Source organism: Planosporangium mesophilum, assembly GCF_016863255.1.
GTDB lineage: Bacteria > Actinomycetota > Actinomycetes > Mycobacteriales > Micromonosporaceae > Planosporangium > Planosporangium mesophilum.
In genome coordinates this window covers 116,629-138,931 of the sequence record NZ_BOON01000027.1, presented here as the reverse complement: position 1 = coordinate 138,931, position 22,303 = coordinate 116,629, and the positions used below count along the sequence as shown (strand labels likewise).

Here is a 22,303-nt window from a genome sequence, read left to right as displayed (position 1 = left end):
AATTCCGACCGGGGAGGCCGGCCATGGGTCGTACCAGGACGAGAAGATCAACCGGTATGACTCGGGCGGTCCGCCGGGTCGCCCTGGCCACGGCCGTGGTGTTCGTACTGAGTGTGGCGGTGCCGCCGGGCGCCGTTCCGGCCGGCCGGCCCTTCCCGTTGTCCTGGCTGTGGTCGTGGTTGCCGCCGTCGATCGCGTCGGCGAGACCGCTGCCGGACTCGCCGGTGCAGCCCTCGGGCACGGCCGCGGGCAAGCAGCACTATGCGCCGACGGCACAGACCACCGCCGGCGGGGGCGCGGGCCGGGCACCGGACCTGCCGACCGGGGCACTGGCACCGGCCACCCGCTCGGCGCCGGGCCGGCCGAACAGGACGGTCCCGCCGGCCACCCCTTCGGGGCCGGAGGCGAAGCAGGACCGGACCCGGCAGATCACCAACGGCGACAGTTTCCGGCCTGGGCAGAGCCGCCGGATCGCCGCGGCCGCCTCGGCCAACTCGGACGTGTACGAGAACCCGGACGGCTCGTACAGCCGCAAGATCTTCCAGAACCCGGTCAACTTCCGGGCGGCCGACGGGACCTGGCAGCCGATTGACCGCACCCTTGTCGCGGGGGCGGACGGGAGGCTGCGGCAGAAGGCGAACTCGCCGGGCGCGGAGTTCGCCGGCCGGGCCGACGACCCGAAACTGGCGCAGCTGAGCCTGGGTGACGGCCGGTCGATGGCGTACTCGCTGGCCGGCGCGGCGCCGGTCACCGCCCGCGCGCAGGGCGCCGCGGTCACCTACCCGGGCGTGCGGCCGGGCGTCGACCTGCGCCTGTCAAGCGTGCCCACGGGGGTCAAGGAGTCACTGGTCCTGCACTCGCCCCCGGCCGAGTCCTCCTGGGTGTTCCCGCTGCGGTTGGAGGGGCTCACCCCGCGCCTGGAGAGCAACGGATCGGTGACCCTGGTGGATGGGGCGGGTGCGGTGCAGGGCCGGATACCGGCCGGCTACATGGAGGACTCCGCGTTCAACCCGCGCTCAGGCGGGTTCGCCCGTTCCGAGGCCGTGAAGTACGAGTTGACCAGCGTCGACGGGGCGCCCGCGCTGCGGGTGAGCGCCGACCAGGCCTGGCTGCGGGACCCGGCCCGGAAGTACCCGGTGACGGTGGACCCGACGACGCTGATCGCGAAGATGCTCACCACCGGCGACACGTACGTGATCAGCACGTCCATCATGGACAAGTCATACGAGAACGACCTGCAGACGGGTACCTGGAACGCGGGCGGCGAGAAGGCGTACAGCTTCCTGAAGTTCTCCGGGTTCGACTCCGTGTTCCAGGGCGCGAAGATCGCCTCGACGTCGCTGAACCTGTACCTGTCCTGGGCCTACACCTGCACCCCGAAGCCGTTCAACGTCAACCCGGTGACTCAACCGTGGACGATCTGGGACATCACGTACCCCGGTCCGACGTTCGGGGCCTCGATCGGCTCGCTGACCCCGGACCCCGGGGTGGCGTGCACCAACACGGCCGGCGACCGCACCGTCGGCAAGTGGGTGCGGGTGCCGCTGACCACCACGACTTTCCAGAACTGGGCGCTGGGCGACAGCAACTACGGCCTGGCCGTCACCGCGTCGCAGACCGACTCCACCCAGTGGAAGAAGTTCACCGCTTACGACCAGATCGGCCCGTACGAGCCGTACCTGCAGGTGGAGTACACGCCGAACGTCCTCCCGCAGGTGGACGAGCAGTACCCGACCGACGCCTACTCGGCCACGTCGCTGACCCCGGAGCTCATGGCCACCTCCCGTGACCCCGACGCCTGGCCGGAGCCGATGCAGTACTACTTCCGCGTCATGAACAAGGACGCCACGGCGATCGTGGTGGACTCGGGCTGGCAGACGGCCCGCAACTGGACGGTCCCGGCGGGGAACCTGAAATGGGGCCAGGCCTACACGTGGACCGTCTGGGCCTATGACGGCGGCCACCTGAGCACCTCCCAGACCGTCAACACCCTCGCCACGCCGGTGCCGCAGCCGCTGATCACCTCGGCCCTGGCCCAGAACGGCGGCAAGGGCTTCGAACCGAGCGTCGCGAACTACACCACCTCCGCGACCGACGCCGTGGTGCCTACGGTGGGCCCGAAGCTGGCCGTGCAGCGCTCGTACAACAGCCAGGACCCACGGGTGAGCGGGGCATTCGGCGCCGCCTGGTCGACCGTCTTCGACGCAGCCGCGACGGAGCAGAAGGACGCGGCCGGGGCGCTGCACAGCGTCGTCGTGACGTACCCGGGCGGGCAGGAGCTGGCGTTCGGCCGCAACGGCGACGGCACGTTCGCACCGCCCGCCGGTCGGTTCGCGACGTTCACGCCGGTCTCCGGCGGCGGCTACACGCTGGCCGACAAGGACGGCACCACCTACAAGTTCACGGCCGCGACGTCGACGGCCGGCCGGTTCGGCATCACGTCGGTCGCGGACGCGCAGGGGCGTGCCCAGACGTTCAGCTACGACGCGTCCGGGCGGCCGACCAAGGCCACCTCCGCCGCGGGCCGGTCGCTGAGCCTGGCCTGGTCGACGCCGTCCGGCGCGACCGCGGCGCACGTGGCAACGGTGACCACCGACCCGGTCACGCCGGGGACCGCCGGCACGACGTTGACCTGGTCGTACTCCTACGACGGCGACCACCTGGCCAAGGTGTGTCCGCCGACCTCGGCCACCGCGTGCACCACGTACACGTACGGCACCAACTCCCGATACGCCAGTGCCGTGATGAACGCGGGCCCGCGCTCCTACTGGCGACTGGGTGAGAGCGGCGGCGCCACCGCGGCCAGCGCGGTCCTGGACCAGCAGGGCGTCGACAACGGCGCGTACGCGAACGTGAGCCTGGGGCAGCCCGGCCCGCTGCCGGGCTCGGCGGGGACGGCAGCCGGCTTCAACGGCACCTCCTCGTCGGTGCGCCTGCCGGCGAAGCTGATCTCGACGGTCAGCTACCAGTCGATCAGCATGTGGTTCAAGGCGAACGCCGGTGACCAGGGCGTGCTCTTCAGCTACCAGGCCGACCCGGTCACGAACACCACCACCCCGCGCAACTACACGCCCGCCCTCTACGTGGGCACCAGCGGCAAGCTGTACGGCAAGTTCTGGGACGGCAACACCACACCGATCGCCACGAGTGGTTCGGTGACGGATGGGAGCTGGCACCACCTGACGCTCTCCGGCGCGGGCAACTCCCAGGCGCTGTACCTGGACGGGGCCCTGGTGGGCAGCCGCACCGGCCAGCTGCAGATCTGGGCCCCGGACGGCACCAACAACGAGTACATCGGGGCCGGGTTCATCGGCGGCTCGTGGCCGGACAACCCGTACTACAACGGCGGCGGCAGCGACCACACCGGGCACGCCTCGTTCTTCAAGGGCTCCATCGCCGAGGTGGGCTTCTTCGACCGGCCGTTGACCGCGCCGCAGGTGGCGGCCATCCACCGGACCGGCACAGCCGCCGCCCGGCCGCTGACCTCAGTGGTCCGCCCCTCCGGGAACCCCTCGGCGAAGGTCGCCTACGACCCGGCCGACGGTACGGTCACCCAGGTGACCGACACCGACGGCGGGGTCTGGAAGCTGAACAAGCCGTCGGTCTCCGGCTCCAGTCAGGCGTACGTCGGCGCGGTGCTGGGCGGCGGCCCGGTGGACTACTGGCGGCTGGCCGAATCCGGCACCACGTACGCGATCAACGAGGTCAATGGCAACACCGCCACCTACAACGCTGTGACGCTGGGCGCCGCGGGCGGCCCGTTCGGCGACCGGACGGTGGCTGACTTCGACGGCGCCTCCTCGTTCCTGCAACTGCCCACGGCGGATATTCCGGCCACCGGTCCGCACTCGGTGAGCATGTGGTTCAAGGTGCCGGCCGGCGCCGCCACCGGCGGGGTTCTGTTCAGCTACGAAACGGAGGCGATCACCGCCGCGAACCCGGCGACCGGGAGCTGGACGCCGGCGCTGTACGTGGGCGCCGACGGCAAGCTGCGCGGCCAGTTCTGGGCCGGCAGTGTCAGTAACTCGATCACCACGGCCGGGAAGGTCAACGACGGCAACTGGCACCAGGTCGTGCTGGCCGCCGCCACCAACACGCAGACGATGTACCTGGACGGGGCGCAGGTGGGCACCCTGTCCGGCGCGCTGGTCAAGACGACCGCCGCGTACGCGTACGTGGGGGCGGGCAACGTCACCGGCGGCTGGCCGTCACCGCCCACCAACACCCGCGGTTACTTCAAGGGCCAGATCGCCGAGGTCGCGTACTACAACGCACAGCTGTCCGCGGCGCAGGCGGCGGCACAGTTCGCGGCGCGCGACCGCTCGGCCGGCACGCCGGTGCGTACGGTGAAGCTGACCGACCCGACCGGCAAGACCATCACGCACGTCTACGACGTGGCGACCGGACAGGAGTTGGCCGAGACCGACGCGCTGGGCAACAAGACGCAGTACGGGTACGACACCGGCGGATTCCTGCGGACGGTCACCGACCCGAACGGCAACGTCACCACCACCGAGCACGACGTCCGCGGCAACGACCTGTCCACAACCACCTGTCAGGACCGGTCGGCGAACAAGTGCTCCACTGTGTACTACACGTACTACCCGGACGCCACGACCGCGGTCCTGACCCCGGACCCGCGCAACGACCAGTTGCTGACCGTGCGCGACGGCCGGTCGGCCTCGGCCACCGACAACACGTACCTGACCAGGTACACGTACGACGCCAAGGGCAACCGGACCGCGGTGACCGACCCGCTGGGTCGGGTGACCCGGACCGACTACACCGACGGCACCAGCGTGGCGGCGGCCGACGGCGGGTACGCGCCCGCGGGCCTGCCGATGACGCTGACCACGGCGGGCGGCGCGGTGCAGCGGGTCACCTACCTCCGCAGCGGCGATGTGGCCTCGGTCACCGACCCGGTCGGCAAGGTCACCAGCTACGGCTATGACGGCGTGGGGCGGGTGACGACGCAGAAGGAGGTCACCGACAGCTACCCGGCCGGGCTGGTCACCTCGAGAAGCTACGACGGCCAGAGCCGGCAGGTGTCGCAGACCGACCCGCCGGTCACCAACCGCGTGACCGGCGCGGTGCACACCCCGCTGACCACCGTCGTCTACGACGCCGACGGTCTGGTCACGTCGCAGACCATCGCCGACACCACCGGCGGGGACGCCTCGCGCACGGAGTCCTCGACCTACAACACGTACGGCCAGCAGGTCAGCACGACGGACGAGGCCGGCAAGGTCACCCGGTTCGAGTACGACGCGTACGGCAACGTGGTACGGGAGGTGGAGGCCGACGGCGGCGAGACCCGCAGCGCGTACGACGCCGAGGGCCAACTGCTGACCACCACCCTCGTCGGCTACACCGGGGACCCCAACGCCCCCTCGCCGGCCAAGGACGTGGTGCTGGAGTCACAGGCCTACGACCCGGCGGGGCGGCTCGCCTCCGAGACCGACGCGATGGGGTGGGTGACCTCCTACAGGTACACCGACAACGGGCTGACCGCGAAGGTCACCCGCAGCGACCCGGCGACCGGCGCGAGCTTCGTGCTCGAGGAGAACGGCTACGACGCGGCCGGGAACCTGATCTCGCAGGTGACGAACAACGGCGCGACGACAACCACCGCGGTCTACGACGCCGCCGGGCGCACCACGTCCAGCACGCTGGACCCGGCGGGCCTCAAGCGGACCACCAGCGTGACCTACTCGGCCGACGACCACGTGGTCAACGAGACGCTCTCCGACCCGGCCGGCACGGTGTCCAACACCGACACCATGTACGACCCGCTGGGCCGGGTCCTGGCCACCACCGAGAACAACGGCTCGTTCACGCCGGTCAACCGCTGGCGGCTGGCGGAGTCCAGCGGCAGCATCGCGGCCGACTCCGCCGGGAACAACCCTGGCACCACCGGCAGCGGCGTCTCCTGGTCGGCCGACCGGGGCGGTTCGGCGGTCCTCACCGGCAGCGGCGCGATCACCAGCGCCGGACCGACCGTCGACACCGCGCGCAGCTTCACCGTCGCCGGCTGGGTAAACCTGGGCGACAACGGCGCGGTGCGCAAGGCGTTCGCCGCCACCGGAGCGCAGCAGAGCTCGTTCGACGTGCGCTACGACAAGACCGCCAACCGGTGGCAGTTCACCATGCGGCCGAGCGACAGCGCCGGCGAGACAGGCCTGACGACGGCGACCTCGACGAGCACGCCGGCGTTGAACACCTGGACCCATCTGGCCGGCGTGTACGACGCGGCGGCGGGCACGATGACCCTCTACGTCAACGGCGCCGCCGAGGGCAGCGCCACCTTCGCCGCGGGCTGGACCGCGCGTCGGTCGCTGCTCATCGGCGCCGGCCTCACCGGTGGCGCCCAGGACGGCTACTGGAACGGCCGGATCAGCGACGTCCAGGTCTACTCCCGGGTCCTGAGCGCGAGCGAGATCGGCAGCGTCCGGTCCGGTACCGCCCCGGAGGCCGGCGTCGGGGTGGTCCGCACCACCTACGCCCTCGACCAGGACGGCCTGGCCACCGCGGTCATCGATCCCGGTGGCAACACCACGAACTACGAGTACGACGAGGCCGGCCAGCAGGTGGTCAGCGTGGAGCCGGCGGTGTCCACGGAGAGCGGCGGCGGCGCCGTGCTGACCCGGCCGGTGACCTACGTCGGCTACAACACCTTCGGCGAGCAGGTGGAGGTCAAGGATCCCAACGGCAACGTGACCACGGACGAGTACGACGCGGCCGGCCGGGTGGTCGCCACGCGGCGGCCGCCGTACACCCCGCCCGGCTCGTCCACGCGGATCGACGCGGTGGAGCGCGACAGCTACGACGAGCGCGGCCAGCTCGTCTCCGAGACCGACCCGCTCGGCAACACCACCACCTACACCTACGACCAGATGGGCCGGCTGGCCAAGGTGACCGACCCGAACGCCGCGGTCACCACGTACACCTACGACCTGCTCGGTCACGAGCTGTCGCAGACCGACCCGACCGGAGCGGTGTCCCGCTCCACGTACGACTTCCTCGACCGCGAGGTCACCTCCACCGAGGTGGTACGCCAGACCAGCAGCAACCACACCACCACCAGCACGTACGGCGCCGGCGGGTGGCTGACCTCCACCAAGTCCCCCGCGGGCGTGGTCGAGTCGCGCACGTACAACGCGGCCGGCGAGGTCGTGACCTCGACCGACGGGGCGGGCAACGTCACGAAGTTCGCCTACGACGGTGCGGGGCGGGAGATCCGGGAGACCGCGCCGGACGGGACCTACACCACCACCACCTACGACGCCGTCGGGCGCCCGGTGGCGACGAAGGTGTACGACGCGGCCGACACGCTGCTGAGCACCGACACCAACGCGTACGACAACGAGGGCAAGCTGACCGCCGCGACCGACCCGCGCGGCACCACCACGAGGTTCGGCTACGACGCGACCGGGCTGCTCATCTCCCAGGTCGAGCCGGTCAGCGCCACCGATTCCATCACCACCACCTTCGGCTACGACCAGTCCGGCCACCGGACCCGGATGACCGACGGGCGCGGAAACGCGTTCCTGACCACGTACAACAGCTGGGGACTGCCGGAGTCGCAGATCGAGCCGGCCACCACGGCGTTCCCGGACGCGGCGGACCGCACGTTCACGGTCTCCTACGACGCGGCGGCCCAGCCGGTCACGCTGCGCTCCCCCGGCGGGGTCAGCGTGAGCAACACCTTCGATTCGGTAGGCAACCTGACGCGGCAGGCCGGCACGGGCGCCGAGGCGGCCACCACCGACCGTACCTTCGGCTATGACGCTGCCCGGCGGATGACCTCCGCGTCCGGTTCGGCAGGGGCCACGACGTTCAGCTACGACGACCGCGACGACCTGCTGAGCGCCTCCGGAGCCGCCGGGAACTCGTCGTTCACCTACAACCCGGACGGCGAGATCGCCTCCCGTACCGACGCGGCGGGCACCACGACCTACGGCTACGACAGCGCGGGCCGGGTGGCGAGCGCGGCCAACCCGACCACCGGAGTCCAGGCCACGTACGCGTACAACAGCCTGTCGCAGGTGGCGAGGATCGGATACGCGGGCAGCGGCGGCAACACCCGCTCCTTCGGCTACGACGCCCAGCACCGGCTCGTCTCCGACGAACTGAAGTCCTCCGGCGGTACCTCGATAGCCAAGATCACCTACGGCTACGACGCCAACGGCAACGAGATCTCGAAGGCCGTCACCGGCTTCACCGGCTCCACCACCAACACCTACACCTACGACCTGGCCGACCGGTTGACCTCGTGGAACAACGGCTCCAACACCGTGACGTACGGATACGACCGGTCCGGTAACCGGGTGCAGGTCGGCGGCCGGTACTTCAGTTACGACCAGCGCAATCAGCTCACCGGCGACGGCACCACCGGGTACAAGTACACCGCCCGGGGCACCCTCGCCTCCACCAGCGGCAACGCGGGCACGCTGACCACGAAGTCCGACGCGTTCGGGCAGGTGGTGTCGCAGGACGCGTCGACGACGCAGACGCAGCAGTACACGTACGACGGGCTCGGCCGCCTCATCCGCCCCGGCTTCGCCTACAGCGGGCTGGAGAACACCCTGGCGTCCGACGGGTCCGCCACGTACACCCGCGACGCCGAGGACGACCTGCTCGGCGTCGCCTCGGGCAGCACCCAGGCATACGCCTGGACCGACCTGCACACCGACCTGATCGGCCAGTTCACCGCCACCGGCACCGCGCTGACCGGGTCCACCAGCTACGACCCGCTCGGCAACGTACTGGCAAGGACCGGCATGCTCGGCCAGCTCGGCTACCAGTCGGAGTGGACTGACCCGACCACCGGCCGGGTGAACATGCTGGCCCGCTGGTACAACCCCGACACCGGGCAGTTCGACAGCCGCGACTCCGCCACCCTCGACCCGACCCCGGACTCGGTCGACGCCAACCGGTTCGTCTACGCCAACCAGAACCCGCTGACGGAGATCGACCCGACCGGGCACTGGGGCATGCCGAGCTTCGTCAAGAAGGCGGTGAAGAGCGTCAGTTCGGCGGCTCGGAAGGTGGTCTCCAAGGCCTCCAACACGGTGCGCAAGGTCGCGTCGACCGCCAAGCGCGTGGTCAAGACGGCCGTCAAGAAGGTGACGACGACCGTCAAGAAGACGTACCACGCTGCCAAGCGGGTGGCCAGCAAGGTCTACAGCACCGCCAAGCGGGTCGCGAAGAAGGCGTACACCACCGCCAAACGGGCCGTGAAAAAGACCTACCACGCCGCGCAACGGGCGGTGAAAAAGGCGTACACCAGCGCCAAGAAGTACGTGGCCAAGAAGATCAACCAAGCCAAGAAGACCGCGAAAGCGGTCTTCGTCAAGGCGAAGCAGGCCGGCAAGATGGTCCTGGCCAAGACGAAACGGACGGTCCAAGCGGCCACCAACAAGATCAAGGATGCGTACCAGGCGACCACGAAGTTCGTCAAAGACCACAAGAACGCGATCATCGAGGGCATTGCCATCGTCGGTGGCATCGCCGCCGGCCTCGCCTGCACCGCGGTGACCGCCGGGGTCGGTGCGGTGGCCTGCATGGTCGGCGCCGGGGCCCTGATCAACCTGGGCAAGGACGCGGCGCAGGGCGACATCCACGACGTCGGCGACGCGCTCGGCTCGGCGGGCACAGGGGGCGTGCAGGGCCTGACGGGCGTCGTCAGCGGGTACGCCGGCGGGTACGTCGCCGCCACAGTCGCCAAAACGGTCACCGGCAGGCTGGGCGACGCCGCCGCCTCCACCGCCGGGCACATGCTCGCCGGCGCGGCCGGCGGCGTCGCCGACGCGGGCAGCCAGCTGTACGCTTCGGGGCAGATCGACCCCAGCGCGGTGGCCATGAGCATGGCCGCGGGCGCCGTCGAGGGTCGCGGGATCGCGCACTTCGGCAAGCACCGGGCCCCGCTGGTCTACAAGCCACGCCACGTGTACTCGTCCAAGGACGTGCGGCCCGCATTTTACGACGGTCAACACCGCAAGCGCAGCATCACATCGAGGATCGTCGGCCGGAACCCGATTGGTTTCAAGGGCGTCGAGAACGGCTTGTTCACGGCGTACGACTACCAGGACAAGGCGAGCGACTGGGTCGGCCGCTTCATCGACAATCCGGTGGTCGGCGCGGTGGCCCGGGGCGCGGCAGGCACAGTCGGCTTCGTCAGGGGTTACCGCGAAGGAACAAAGTGAGCGCCTGGTAGCAGACGAGGCCAACCAACCCGGGCCGTTGACGCCTACGCGGGCGTAGGCGTCAACGGCAGGTTGAACCTCCAGCAGGGTGTGGAACTGTTCGCAGGCGAGGAACTCGTCGCGGAAGCGGCCGTTGAACGACTCGCAGACCCCGTTCTGCTACGGCGATGCGGGGTCGATGTAGGCCGGGTCTACGCCCGTGTAGCGGCACCAGTCGACCGAATGCTGGCCACCCCCGCGCACTGGAGCCGTCCCTGGTCTCCCGGGTCCAGGGCGGGACGCCGTGGCCGCCGAGCCGGTCGATCTTCCGGCTGAACGGTCCCGACCTGCGGTTTTGTTGTCGGGACGGCCGGATTTGAACCGACGACCCCTTGATGGGATGAAGGAGCGGGGCCTCGCTCCTCGTGACGCCCGGCGGGATGCTCGGGGTGCTCACATCTCACGGTGAAGGAGGCCCCTCATGCACGCAGACTACGACGGCCGGCAGATCGTGGGTATCGACCTGCACCGGCGCCGGTCGGTGATCGTGCGGATGACCGAAGCCGGACAGGTACTGGACACGGTGCGCATCACCAACGACCCGGCCACGCTCGCTGCCGAGATCGCCAAGGCCGGCGAGCACCCCGACGTGGTCTTAGAGGCCACCTACGGCTGGTACTGGGCCGCCGACGTGCTCCAGGCCGAAGGCGCCCAGGTCCATCTGGCGCATCCGCTGGGCGTCAAGGCTTTCACCTACCGGCGAGTCAAAAACGACGTGCGCGACGCGGCCGACCTGGCCGACCTGCTGCGCATGGGCCGGCTGCCCGAGGCCTACGTCGCCCCGCCTGCGGTACGCGAACTACGGGAGCTGGTGCGCCACCGGGCCAAGCTGGTGGGCGATTCCTTAACGTCCCGTGTGAGGTCAGAGGGCTCATTGAGATCCCTTGTGGTCTGGTTTAGTGCGGTCGGTTGCTGTACTTCACTGCTGTACCTGCCGGGGCCTCGCGTGTGGGCGGGGACCGCGCCCAGCCAGCGCACCAACACCACCGCCCACCACAGCAGTACGAGTTGGCCACCCAGCAGGACGGCCACGGCAACCCATTGCAGCTTCGTCAGCTCACTCGCCGCCACAGCCAGGAACCACCCGGAGCCGCCGACGATGAAGATCGCATCGACGAGAAAGCACCAGGCAAGTCCTCGGCCTGCCTGGACGGCCCACCTTTTGCCGTATGCGAGTCCAACCGCGCAGACCAGGGCCGCAGGCACGCCAGAAACCGCGACAGCGGCTTCGATCAGCACTAGGACGTCACCAGAGGGCACCTTATAAAACAGGCCCGAGGCGGCCCCGAGAATCGGCCCGAACGAGCCTAGGGTGAGCATCCAGGCGATGCCGCGAACGAGCACGGCGAGCAGCCCACCCCACCACAAGCGGCGTGCCGCCCGCTGCAGTTGCGCTTGCGGCAGACGTCCGTCATTCGTCACAAGGTCATTTTGTCCGTTCAAGGGTGGACCGTATGTCGGTCAACCTGGCATTTCCCGTGGTGCCAACCCCCGGTCTGTCATGTCGCCATGACACTGTCAGCTTGGGAATCGGACTGTGGATTTAACGATTTTCCGGCCTGATCCGCCGGGCTCAATGCCCGGACGAGGTTTTCGGCACCTACAGGGTTGCCAGACCGGGGGGAGCACGAACGGAGCACACCGATCGGGACGGACGGGCGAGTGATCACAAGTGCCCACCAGTGACCCCCACTGGAGACCGCCACGTGTGCGACGAGGATGCCCTTGCGGGCCTTCGGCCGGTCCGGGCGGAGGCTTCGTCAGGCGGTGACGTCATCGATTCTCCCGGGTGTCGGCTGCGCCTGTTACGCGTCTGATCTCGATGCCCGGTCGTGTGCCTCGCCGCTGACATTGTGTTGCAGCCGGCGTAGCAACTGTTCGAGGGTGGCGATCTCTTCGTCGCTGAAACCGGTGCGCAGCCGCTGGTCGTGAGTGGACGCCGCGGCGGCGAGCTGGCGAAACAGCGTTTCGCCGCGGTCGGTGAGCTCGACTTGGTGGATGCGGCGATTGGCGGGATCGCGTCGCCGGATGACCAGGCCGTCGGCCTCCATCGTGTTGAGGTGATGGGTGAGCGTCGCGCCCCGGATGCCGATGGCTTCGGCTAGTTCGCGCTGATTGCCCAGACTCCGTGTCTTCAACGAGATCATGATTAGCCATGCCGGCAGCGAGCCGCCCGCGGCGGCCAACGCGTCGTCGAATGCACGGCTCACCGCCTTGGCAGTGCGGGTCAGGGCCAGGCCGATGGGCGGCCCGGTAGGGCGCGGCATGGGCCGAGCATACCAAGGTCGTTAGTTTTCTAAGCGTTTGACACCTGACTATTAGATATCTAATGTTTATTTCAGCGCTCTGATCCTTCCCGACCGCACTTCTGGCCAAGCCAGTCCAGGGAGGCATCCATCATGATCATCGTGACCGGAGCTACCGGACATGTCGGCGGCGAACTGATCGCCCAACTCGCCGCCGCACAGCAGCCCGTGCGAGCCATGACCCGCCGTCCCGAAGTTATGCAGGCCCCACCCGGCGTGGAGGTGGTCTACGGCGACTGCGACGACGAGGCCAGCCTGGACGCCGCGTTCGACGGCGCCGACCGCGCGTTCCTCATGTCTGCCCAAGTCCCCTGCAGCGCCAAGCGGCCAACCCACGACCTGCGCCTCGTGCGCGCCGCACGACAAGCCGGTATCCGGCACGTCGTCAAGCTGTCGGTGTACGACGGCGGCAGCGTCGACGACGCCCTCGGCGCATGGCACCGCCAGGCTGAGGCGGCGGTGACCGGCAGCGGGCTGGACTGGACGCTGCTGCGCCCCGGGCGATTCATGTCCAACGCCCTCCAATGGGCACCGGCCATCCGGCGAAGCGACACCGTGCACATCCCGTTCGCGCACCGGCCGGCCGCCCCCATCGACCCGGCCGACATCGCCGCGATCGCCGTGGCGGCGCTGACCACCGACGGCCACGACAACATGGTCTACCAGCTGTCCGGCCCCGAGATCCGCACGCCGACCGAGGAACTACGCATCCTCGCGGAGACCCTGGGCCGGCCGTTACGCCTGGTCGAACCGACGATCGACCAGGCGAAGACCGGCATGCTCCGCGCCGGCATGACGCACGCGGTGGTCGAGGCGATCGTCGCCCGCGTGCTGGCCGGAGGCGATGGTGCGGAGGTGCTGGCCACGGTGGAGCGGGTGCTCGGCCGACCGCCCCGCACCTTCGCCGACTGGACCCGCAACCACGCCGGCGCGTTCCTGGCCGCCGACTGACCGTGACCGCGCCGGTTGCGTTTCTCAGCACCGACCTCAGGCACCCACCGAAGGAGGCACAAACCGTGAGCACCACCGAGCAACGTGTCCGCGAACTGGGCAGCCGCTGGGCCGAGGCCGAGCAGCGCGGCGACAGCGACGCGCTCGGCGCGCTGTCCACCGACGACTTCACCCTCGTCGGGCCCCTCGGCTTCGTCCTCACCAAACAGCAGTGGCTCGACCGCTACCGCACCGGCGCGCTGGTCACTCATTCGCTGGTGTGGGACGAGATCGAAGTACGCGACTACGGAGACGCCGCGGTCGCCATCGGATGCCACACCCAACGGGCCGAATACCAGGGCCACAGCGCCGACGGCAGCTTCCGTGCCACTCACGTCGCCGTCCGGCGCGGCGCCGACTGGTTGCTGGCCGGCGTGCACCTCAGCCCGCTCGGCGGACCGCCCCCATTCACACCACCACAGGCATCAACGGATGGAGAGCCACGATGAGCGTCGAGCTCAACCACATCATCATCCCGGCCCGCGACAAGCACGCGTCCGCGACATTCCTCGCAGACATCCTCGACGTGCCGGTCGGCCAACCGGCGGGCCCGTTCGTCCCGGTCACCGTGAGCAATGCGGTCACGCTCGACTACATCCACCGCACGGACTTCCACTCCCACCACTGCGCGTTCCTCGTCGATGACGAGGAGTTCGACGCCGCGTTCAGCCGCATCCAGGACGCCGGGATCACCTACTACGCCGACCCCGGCCACCAGCAGCCATGGCAGATCAACCACCGCTGGGGCGGGCGCGGCGTCTACTTCGACGACCCCAACGGCCACAACATGGAAATCCTCACCCGAGTTCCCTCGGACGCCACCACCTAACGCCCTGCCTGCCCCTGCTCGTAGCCTGAACCACCGCGGCCCGTCTCATCGCGACCGCGACCGGGCCTTCCTCGCCGCCGCCCCGCACCGGTTACCCAGGCCAACGCTACGGGAGCCGCACCTGCTCGTCTCCCCCGACACCGTCCTGCGCTGGCACCGCGACCGGCTGCGCCGCGGGTTTCCAAAACCGCTTCGGCCGCAAGGGTTCGCGTACGGGCGATCCTGTCAGTGGATTCACCGGTCGGTATGCCGAACACCCTAGAGTTGATGGACCGAGCTATTTAGACACGGTTATTGGATTGATGTTGTCGGCGGTGACGGCCAGCAGTACCAAGACTCCAAGCACGGAGATTACCGCCAGGGTGATCGGGGTCAGCTTCTGGTAGTCCGCCCGCCCCGGGTCGGGATGGCCAAGGCGGGTGGCGATCTGGAACGAATCCGCTCGAACCAGGCGATCGCGATGTGGCCGCCGTCCATCGGCAGCAAATTGAAGACACCGAAGAACAGGTTGAGGAACGCGAACAGGTTGAGCACTTGCAGCCAATCCCCACTGGCGATCAGCTCCCCACCCGCGCCGACGCCGGCATCACCGTCTGCAAGATCCCACCACGCAGCCCGCGGGCCAACGCTTACGCCGAACGGTTCGTACTCACCGCCCGAACCGAAGTCACCGACCGCATGCTCATCTTCGGCGAGCGACATCTCCGCCGCACCCTCGACGAGTACGCCCGCCACTACAACGGCCACCGTCCACACCGGGCCCTACGGTTACAGCCGCCCCGGTCCGACCGTCCCAACGTCGACCCCAGTCACGAGCGGACCAGACGTCGACCCGTCCTCGGCGGCCCATCACGAGTACGAACGAGCCGCATAGAACCGCAGTTCACCTACGATGCCAGGATTTTGACACCCACACCCTCTACATCGGCCCGGACACCTCAGCCCGCGACTGCGGCCGCGCCCCCGGCATCACCGCCGGCATCACCGCCGGCTGGGCACCCTGGATGGTCCACTTCCACTACTCGACCCGCCCCACCTGAGCAAAGACGACCTGCTCGACTGGACCCGCCAGCTCGGCCTGCGCCCACCCCGCCTCTACGACCTCGGCATGCCGCACAACAACTGCGGCGGCACCTGCGTAAGCGCCGGCAAACGCCACTGGGCCCGCGTCCTCGAGGTGCTCCCCGACCGGTACGCCGCCGCCGAACGCGCCGAGCAACCTGCGTGACGAGCCCGGAGACGTCGTGATCCTCACCGAACAACGCGGCAGGCAACGCCACCGACTCCCGCTGCGAACTACGCCAACGCATCGCCGCCGGAGGCAAGCGGTCGGCGGATCGCAGTCACAGGTCTTTGGCCATGTTGCGGGCGGTCTCGGTGAAGCCCAGCTGCTCGTACAGGGCCCGGGCGCCGGTGTTGTGGGTGAAGACGCGCAGACCGATTCTGGTCAGCGCGTTGTCGTGGCACCAGCGCTCGGCGGCCAGCATGATCGCACGGCCGTAGCCCTGGCGGCGGACCTCAGGCTCGACCGCGACGTTGTAGATGAACGCGGTGCCGCGGGTGACTTTCACCCAGAGGAAACCGACCCGGTGGTCGCCGTCGTAGGCGTACCAGAAATGGTGGTCAGGGGTGGCGAACTCGTCGGGGAGCAACTGCGCGTAGGTGTCGGCGGCGTCTCGGGCCGCGTCCTCAGCCGACTGACCCAACGCGGCGACGCTCTGCGCGTAATGCGCCTCGGCCTCGGCCCTCCACGGCTTGTACTGATCCTCGGTCATCGGCTCCAGCCGCACGTCCGTCATGACCGACAACATACCGAGTCAAAGCGCCCGCGCCCCGCTCCGCCGAAGGCGGTCAGCCGCAGCCTCACCGTCGCCACCTACACCGGGTGGTGCTCCGCCACGACGTTCAGCATTCCGGTCGACTACCGCGCCGTCATTCCGGTCGGCTCCGCTGTGCCAGGCGCCATTCGTCGGCGAGCATGGCGAAATCGAGTCTCGTCCTCCACCCACCCTTGAAAATCTCGTTGTGCACGAGTCGGGACTCCTGGCGCATCCCCAGGCGCCACGCCATCCGGGCCGAGGCCTCGTTGCGCTCGTCGATCCGTGCCACGATCCGATGCAACCCGAGCACGTCGAAGCCGAGGCTCAGCACCGCACGCGCGGCCTCGGTGGCGTACCCCTGCCCCTGGAGGCCGGGATGCAGCACGTACCCGATCTCGCCACCGCGGTGTTCGCGGCTATGCCAGAAAAGCACCACATCGCCGATAAGCTCGCCCGTCGCGGCGAGTTCGACACCCAGTCTCAGTTCCTGGCCCTCGTCGGTCAGCCAGGTCCGGGCCCAGCGCGACGCCAGATGCTGCTCGATGTCGGTGCGGGTCATCGGCTCGAAGGGCAGGTAACGGCAGACCTCCGGGTCGACCCGGTAGGTGAGCAGAGCGTCGATGTCCCGGCCGGTCAGCGGGCGCAGGAACAGTCGCCGCGTACGCAGGGGGTAGGCCGGATGTGACGGTGCCGGCTGCGGCCGATCGATCATATCGATCATCATCCCAAACCGGGGGCGTGCACGGGTCGTAGCCCCGCCACGGACCGACTGCACCCGGCCGGTCCGGCTCGCCTACGCCTACGCCTACGCCTACGCCTACGCCTACGCCTACCAGATCGTGCGCAGGCTGCTGGTGAGCGGCAATGGCGTGCCGGAGACCGTGGACACCCACCCGGCGGTGTTCGTCACCCTCACCGCCCCGCCCTTCGGCCCGGTGCACACCCGGGTCGTCCGCCGCCACACCCGCGGCACGCGCAGCGCGTGTCCCCACTTACCCGGCGGTGCTTGCGTTGTCCGCTCGTCGAAACAGGAAGTCGAAACAGGAAAATCCTCCAGGGATGACCTGTACGGACGAGATTTTCGGCGGGCGCAACGCCATCACTGTCTGCGTAGGACTGTAGCGTGTGTACGCGCACTCACACGATCTTGGTCACAGCCCGTAATCCGGTATAACTAGTCGACGCGTTGGCACACGATTAGGAGCGTAATAACTATGTATTCTGCCCTTCCCGACATTCTGCTCTCGGACGGCGCCCAGCAGCAGATTGCCGCCGACTGTCGGGTGCTGGTCGAGCAGGAGCTTTCCGCCAAGTCCGGCGTGTCTGCCAGCGCTCTCAAGGTCGCCTACAAGGCGGTGACCACCTTCGCGGCCGGCTATTACCAGTCCACGGTCGAGAGCATGGTGCCGAACCTGCTGCACCGGCTCCAGCCCTTCTGGGCGGACTTCCGCGCGGCCGGGGGTGGGCAGTTTGGCGACTACCTCGTCAAGCGGAGCGAGGAGGTGTCGGAGTCCGTGCTCGCAGTGACCGACGATATGGCGCAGTGGTCCCAGCGCGGCTCGATCGTGAAGGCGTACAACGCGGTACGCGGCGGCGCGGGCAAGCATATCGAGGCGGCGCTGCCCGCCGTCGGCGCGCTGGTGGAGAAGTACGCAGCCTGACCGCGGGCCCACCCGCGCCGCTTAGCTTTTCGTTTAACCTGTCGGGTCCGTCCATGTGACCCTGGCCGATCGTCAGCGCAGCCCTTGCGTGATCATGGTTCTTGCGAAGGAAGGCTCCGATGCCCCTATGTTTGTCAAGCCGTTGCAGGGGGCTGGGTCACGAGGTCGAGTTGTTGGATCAGGTGGTAGATCTCGCGGGCGATATACCGTTTGACGCAGCGGATGGCTTCGCGGCGGGTTAGGCCTTGGGCGGTGCGTCGGTCGAGGTAGTCGCGGGTGCGTTGGTCGCAGCGTGATCGGGTCAGGGCGATGCGGTAGAGGGCGGCGTTGGCGCGGCGGTCGCCTCCGCGGTTGAGGCGGCGTCGGCGGGTCTTACCCGAGGACGCTTCGATGGGGCTGACGCCGCAGAGGGCGGCGAAGGAGGGCTCGCTGTTCATCCGGTCGGGGTTGTCGCCGGCGCTGATGAGCAGGGCTGCGGCGCTGTCGGGGCCGATGCCGTGGCGTTGGAGCAGTTGCGGGGCGTGCGCGTCGAGGACGGCGGTGATCTGTTGTTCCAGCTCGCGGGCTTCGGTGGTGAGTGCCTGGATGCGTTGGGCCAGGCGGCGCAGGGTGTAGGTGGTGGCGGTGGCCACGTCGGTAGGCGAGGCCGGGGGTAGGCCGGCGCAGTGGCGGATCAGGGCCGTCTCGGTCAGGCCGGCGAGGGCGTCGCGTAGTGCCTCAGTCGGCGCCGACGATGACGGCCTTGAGCTGGTTCATAGCTTGGGTACGGGATTTGACTGCGGACGTCCTGGCCAGCTTGAACATGCGCAGCATCTCCACCGGCCCGTCGCCGGTTTTGGCGGTGGTGGTGGCCCGGGCGGACAACACCGCGTGGGCGGCGGCGGTGGCGTCGATGGCGTCGGTCTTGCCGTGGCGGCGACGGGCGGCCCGGTCGGGCCGGTTGACCTCGACGACGGTGATGTCGTAGCGGCGTAGGTATCGGGTCAGGGCCGCGCCGTAGGAACCGGTGCCTTCCACTCCGGCGCGGTCCGCCTGGCCTCAGCCTCAAGAAGATCTACAAACTGCTGCTTGACAAGCAAACCTGATGGGATGTCTGCCTCGAACGTGCAAACGCTCAATGCAACAGCGCCCCCGCCAGCGCTACGCGGCGGTCCAGCAGCTGGTGGCCGAGGGGCACTGACTGAACCATATCTGCCAGCAGTTTCGCCTCGGCCATTCTCAACCCCGCGACCGAGTGCACCCGCCGTCCGACAGACATCCACGAACCCCGACCGATCGGATGTCACGGCACCGTCGCTCGGCAGCCGATCATCGATGCCACGCCCGAGTCCCACTCCATCGGGGAGGCATCGACCATTAGCGAGCCGGGGTGCGGCAAACCGTACGCGTCCGCGAAGGAGAGCAGTGACACGACAGCGGTCTCGATGCAGCGGCGCGGGAGCGTCAACCCTGCTGTGGGCGGCAGGACTCGTCGTACCACTGATGATGGTCGGCGGCTGCGCAGGCGGCGGACAGGACCAGGTACCGGGCGCCGACATGGCCAAGGTCGGCCCGCAGTCGCTTCCGGCGCAGGCGCCGGTCCCCGACGTTGCCTCAGCCGGGCCGGTGACGACCTCGACGGCCCCGTCTCCGCACAACCCCGTACGGGACGTGGAGAACTCGCTGGCCGGAGCGCTCGGCACCGTGGACCCCGCCGCAGCGGCCAGCATGAAGCTGGACGTGCGTCCAGCTGCCGGCAACCAACTGGTCGTCACGTGGACGGTCAGCAGGGATCCCGGCGACGCAGCGGCGAAGAACCGGCTGCGCCGGGAAGCCATCGCGGCGCTGGCGGCGGCGAAGCCGCACCTGTCGTCGTACGGTTCCGTACTGCTCATCGCCGACGCCACAGTCCGGGACGCCACCGGCCAGCTGACCGACGCCAGCGTCTTGCGCGCTAAGTACTCCCGCGCTCTGATCCAGCGGACCGACTTCGCACAGCTGTCGATCGACCGGGTCTTCACGTTGCCGGACGACAAGCCCGCAGAGATCCACACCTCCTACCGCTGAAACCGCGCCAGGCCGGGCCGGCGGCCTAGGGGAATCGTGAACTGCCTGTCCACACCACCGCCCACCGCCGCGTGAGCGGCCAATGGCGACCGGCATCTCGCCCTCACAGCGTCGGACGATGTTCGGGTCGCCGACCACATGCGAGGAACAGTCCTTGCCCGCGGCCGACGTCATGGCGCTGGGAAGACCTCGGCCTCGACGTTCCCGTCAACCTCGGTGAGTACTACACCGCCGCAGTAGAGGCCAATGGCAATCTGACGCTGGCCCATCGCGACGACGATCGGCTCCTTCTCTTCGCTCCCGATCACGCTTTTACAGGTGTCACGCCACTGGCCGGTTCGCCACCGTACTCGCTGCTTACCGTCGATGACGTGTCTGACCTCGCCACCTGGATAGAGATGTGCGCCGCGGCGTGGCGACGTCAGTGAGCGACAGGTATCCGGATCTGCCGCTGATCGCGCGGCCATGCCGAGATGAGTACGCCCGGCTACCAGCCGCCTGACCGCGTCGAAGGGCCAGCGAGCAAGGTGTGGTCACCCGGGCGCAACGTGGCCGGCTGGGTTCCGCGCAGAGATCCGTGGCAAGCCGGGTGCGGCTTCACACGAGCCGTTTCATTCCCGCCGCTGCTGCCGTCAAGGGCGACGAGACGCAGAGCGGGCGCTGGGCGCTGAGGATCCGCTCATCCTCAGCGCCCAGCCGGAGAGCCGCTCGGCCGATCCGGGACGGCTACGGGGTCGTACCGCGGGAGAACTCGCAGCCCAGGCTATGGCCGTACCCGCCGAGCGGCGTTTTTCCAGCAACCACCGCGTCGGCGGTCTCCCACACCGCATCCGGCCAGGCGCCCTCGTCCTTCATGTCGTTCAGCACCTTCCAATTATGGCTGCTGCGCAACGCGTCGGCGGCCCGCTTGAGGGCGGCTTCGTCGCCGGCCTTCTTCGCGCGCAGCCACTCGGCGATCCACCCGCAGCTGACCCGGCCGGTCACTTCGGCGCCGAACTGATAGGGGTCGTTGGTGCCGAGGTCGTTCAGCGCGGCGGTGTCGAAACCCGGAGGAAGGGGCACGTCGGCGAGCACCTTGGCAGCGCGCTCGGCCACCCGCTGGGGGGTGACGATCTCCTCCGGGAGCGCGTCCAGCCAGGTACGGACGTCGACGTGGACCACGGCGGCGAGCACCCGGTCGAACTCGCTACGCGTCCAGGTGCCCCCGGTACGCAGTTCGACGAAGGAACCGTCGCGGGGCGCGAGCATGACGGCGAAGTCGCTCTCGCTGTACCGGAACAGTTCGCCCTGCCGGCCGTCGACCTTCACCTGCTCGGGCTTGCTGACCCTGAGCCGGTCGGAGTGGAAGTCGTCGTACTGGTCGGCCGGGTACCAGTTCATCCCCAACTGCCGTCCACCGTTGCTGAACCCGATTTCGCCCTCCTTCTCGGCGAACCCGTGGACGGTGGTCGCCTTCCAGCCAGCTTCATCAATCAGCAGCCGCGGGTTCTGCTCGGCCGCCTTCAGCACCGCCGCCGAGTAGGAGACGGCTCTCCTCCCGTCGGAGGTGGTCGCCGGGGAGGGCTTTCGGCCGCCCGACTGGTGGGGGCTCATGATCGAGACGACCAGGGCACCGACGAGAACGGCAGCCGCGACGCCCGCGCCGGCGAGGCTGCGCATCACGCCGCGGCGTGCCCAGCGGTGCCTGACCGGCGGTTCGGCGACGCGATCGAGGGTCGGCACGGACATGATCTCCTCCAGGAGGTTCTGCGCGACCCCGTCGAGGTGCCTGACGACATCCGGTCGGTAAGGGTCGGCGTCTCGGACCATCTGGTCGAACTGCTCGTCGGTCATCTGCCCTCCTTAGGGGTGCGTACGGCGATGACATCGAGTACATGTCCGGGCGGGCCGAGGTCGTCACCGACGAGATCTCGCAACCGGGCCCGGGCACGCGACAGCCGGGTACGGACCACAGCCGAGCTCACGCGCAGGACCGCGGCGATCTCGCGCGGCTCCAGCCCCTCCCAGAAGGTCAGCATCAACACCTCCCTATCCAACTCACCCAGCCGGGCCAGCGCGGCGTGGACCGCGAGCCGCTCGGGCACCTCGCTGCCCGGGTCGACACCGAAGGCGACCCTGAGCCGTTGCCGCAACCGTTCGCCCAGCCGCTCCCGGCGCACTCCGCCGCGGTGGTGGTTGGCGAGCACCCGTCGGGCCACGCCGTACAGCCACAGCCGGGCCTCGGCCTCCGGCGGCATGTCACGGCTGCGCCGCCAAGCGACGAGGAAGGTCTCGGCGACCACGTCGGCCGCGTCTTCAGGCTGCTCGACGCGCCGCATCGCGTAGGCCAGCAGCGGCTCGAAGTTGACCGCGTAGACGCGTCGGAAGCGGTCCTCGTGCTCAGTCCCGGAACTCACGTCTACTCCAT

16 protein-coding genes and 1 pseudogene are annotated in these 22,303 nt (G+C 69.0%); 9 read left to right on the top strand and 8 right to left on the bottom strand.

Annotation, left to right across the window (positions count from 1 at the left end; translation table 11 throughout):
* The first annotated feature begins 56 nt into the window (after positions 1–56).
* Positions 57–10,205, top strand: coding sequence for a LamG-like jellyroll fold domain-containing protein (locus tag Pme01_RS14285; RefSeq protein ID WP_168117769.1), 10,149 nt, complete (start codon positions 57–59; stop codon positions 10,203–10,205).
* Positions 10,206–10,665: 460 nt separating this feature from the next.
* Positions 10,666–11,511: an IS110 family transposase gene (locus tag Pme01_RS14280; RefSeq protein WP_203935620.1), complete on the top strand. Its 846-nt coding sequence runs from the start codon at positions 10,666–10,668 to the stop codon at positions 11,509–11,511.
* A gap of 538 nt (positions 11,512–12,049) precedes the next feature.
* On the opposite strand, the gene Pme01_RS14275 is transcribed toward Pme01_RS14280, so the two are convergent.
* Positions 12,050–12,511 carry a MarR family winged helix-turn-helix transcriptional regulator gene (locus Pme01_RS14275; RefSeq protein ID WP_168116729.1) on the bottom strand — a complete coding sequence of 154 codons (462 nt, stop codon included), beginning with the start codon at positions 12,509–12,511 and terminating at the stop codon, positions 12,050–12,052.
* Between the two features lie 141 nt (positions 12,512–12,652).
* Between Pme01_RS14275 and Pme01_RS14270 the strand changes: the two genes are divergently transcribed.
* From Pme01_RS14270 to Pme01_RS14260, 3 genes are all read left to right on the top strand, one after another.
* The gene (locus Pme01_RS14270; protein WP_203935619.1) at positions 12,653–13,501 is read left to right on the top strand and encodes an NAD(P)H-binding protein; all 849 of its coding nucleotides are present in this window, start codon (positions 12,653–12,655) and stop codon (positions 13,499–13,501) included.
* Between the two features lie 65 nt (positions 13,502–13,566).
* Complete coding sequence (locus tag Pme01_RS14265) at positions 13,567–13,989, top strand: nuclear transport factor 2 family protein (RefSeq protein ID WP_168116731.1); 423 nt, start codon at positions 13,567–13,569, stop codon at positions 13,987–13,989.
* Entirely contained in the window at positions 13,986–14,369 is a 384-nt protein-coding gene (locus Pme01_RS14260) for a VOC family protein (protein ID WP_168116732.1), read from the top strand. The genes Pme01_RS14265 and Pme01_RS14260 overlap by 4 nt, the downstream gene beginning before the upstream one ends.
* A gap of 372 nt (positions 14,370–14,741) precedes the next feature.
* Here Pme01_RS14260 and Pme01_RS31665 read toward each other — a convergent pair whose 3' ends face one another.
* A complete protein-coding gene (locus Pme01_RS31665; RefSeq protein WP_308441055.1) occupies positions 14,742–15,071 on the bottom strand; it encodes a site-2 protease family protein in 330 nt (109 codons plus the stop codon).
* On the opposite strand from Pme01_RS31665, the gene Pme01_RS31660 reads away from it, so the two are divergent.
* Positions 14,955–15,617 carry an integrase core domain-containing protein gene (locus Pme01_RS31660; protein ID WP_308441086.1) on the top strand — a complete coding sequence of 221 codons (663 nt, stop codon included), beginning with the start codon at positions 14,955–14,957 and terminating at the stop codon, positions 15,615–15,617. The two genes, Pme01_RS31665 and Pme01_RS31660, sit on opposite strands and share 117 nt — an antisense overlap.
* A 95-nt stretch (positions 15,618–15,712) precedes the next feature.
* Here the strand turns inward: Pme01_RS31660 and Pme01_RS14245 are convergent, their stop codons facing one another.
* Together Pme01_RS14245 and Pme01_RS14240 are read right to left on the bottom strand one after the other, a co-directional pair.
* The gene (locus Pme01_RS14245) at positions 15,713–16,168 is read right to left on the bottom strand and encodes a GNAT family N-acetyltransferase (protein ID WP_168116733.1); all 456 of its coding nucleotides are present in this window, start codon (positions 16,166–16,168) and stop codon (positions 15,713–15,715) included.
* Between the two features lie 133 nt (positions 16,169–16,301).
* Entirely contained in the window at positions 16,302–16,901 is a 600-nt protein-coding gene (locus Pme01_RS14240) for a GNAT family N-acetyltransferase (RefSeq protein ID WP_168116734.1), read from the bottom strand.
* Positions 16,902–17,016: 115 nt separating this feature from the next.
* Here Pme01_RS14240 and Pme01_RS31655 point away from each other — a divergent pair.
* Both Pme01_RS31655 and Pme01_RS14235 read left to right on the top strand, forming a co-directional pair.
* Positions 17,017–17,367 (top strand): annotated as a pseudogene (locus Pme01_RS31655) (replication initiator); the annotation flags it as partial.
* 36 nt (positions 17,368–17,403) lie between these two features.
* Positions 17,404–17,850, top strand: coding sequence for a DUF6918 family protein (locus tag Pme01_RS14235; protein ID WP_168116735.1), 447 nt, complete (start codon positions 17,404–17,406; stop codon positions 17,848–17,850).
* Positions 17,851–17,984: 134 nt separating this feature from the next.
* Here Pme01_RS14235 and Pme01_RS14230 read toward each other — a convergent pair whose 3' ends face one another.
* Together Pme01_RS14230 and Pme01_RS14225 are read right to left on the bottom strand one after the other, a co-directional pair.
* Complete coding sequence (locus Pme01_RS14230) at positions 17,985–18,482, bottom strand: transposase (protein ID WP_168116736.1); 498 nt, start codon at positions 18,480–18,482, stop codon at positions 17,985–17,987.
* Positions 18,483–18,567: 85 nt separating this feature from the next.
* Positions 18,568–18,867: an IS110 family transposase gene (locus Pme01_RS14225; protein WP_168116737.1), complete on the bottom strand. Its 300-nt coding sequence runs from the start codon at positions 18,865–18,867 to the stop codon at positions 18,568–18,570.
* 387 nt (positions 18,868–19,254) lie between these two features.
* On the opposite strand from Pme01_RS14225, the gene Pme01_RS14220 reads away from it, so the two are divergent.
* Positions 19,255–19,896: a hypothetical protein gene (locus Pme01_RS14220; RefSeq protein WP_168116738.1), complete on the top strand. Its 642-nt coding sequence runs from the start codon at positions 19,255–19,257 to the stop codon at positions 19,894–19,896.
* 726 nt (positions 19,897–20,622) lie between these two features.
* Here Pme01_RS14220 and Pme01_RS14215 read toward each other — a convergent pair.
* Complete coding sequence (locus tag Pme01_RS14215) at positions 20,623–21,729, bottom strand: hypothetical protein (RefSeq protein WP_168116739.1); 1,107 nt, start codon at positions 21,727–21,729, stop codon at positions 20,623–20,625.
* Positions 21,726–22,292, bottom strand: coding sequence for an RNA polymerase sigma factor (locus Pme01_RS14210; RefSeq protein WP_168116740.1), 567 nt, complete (start codon positions 22,290–22,292; stop codon positions 21,726–21,728). The genes Pme01_RS14215 and Pme01_RS14210 overlap by 4 nt, the downstream gene beginning before the upstream one ends.
* Positions 22,293–22,303: the final 11 nt, after the last annotated feature.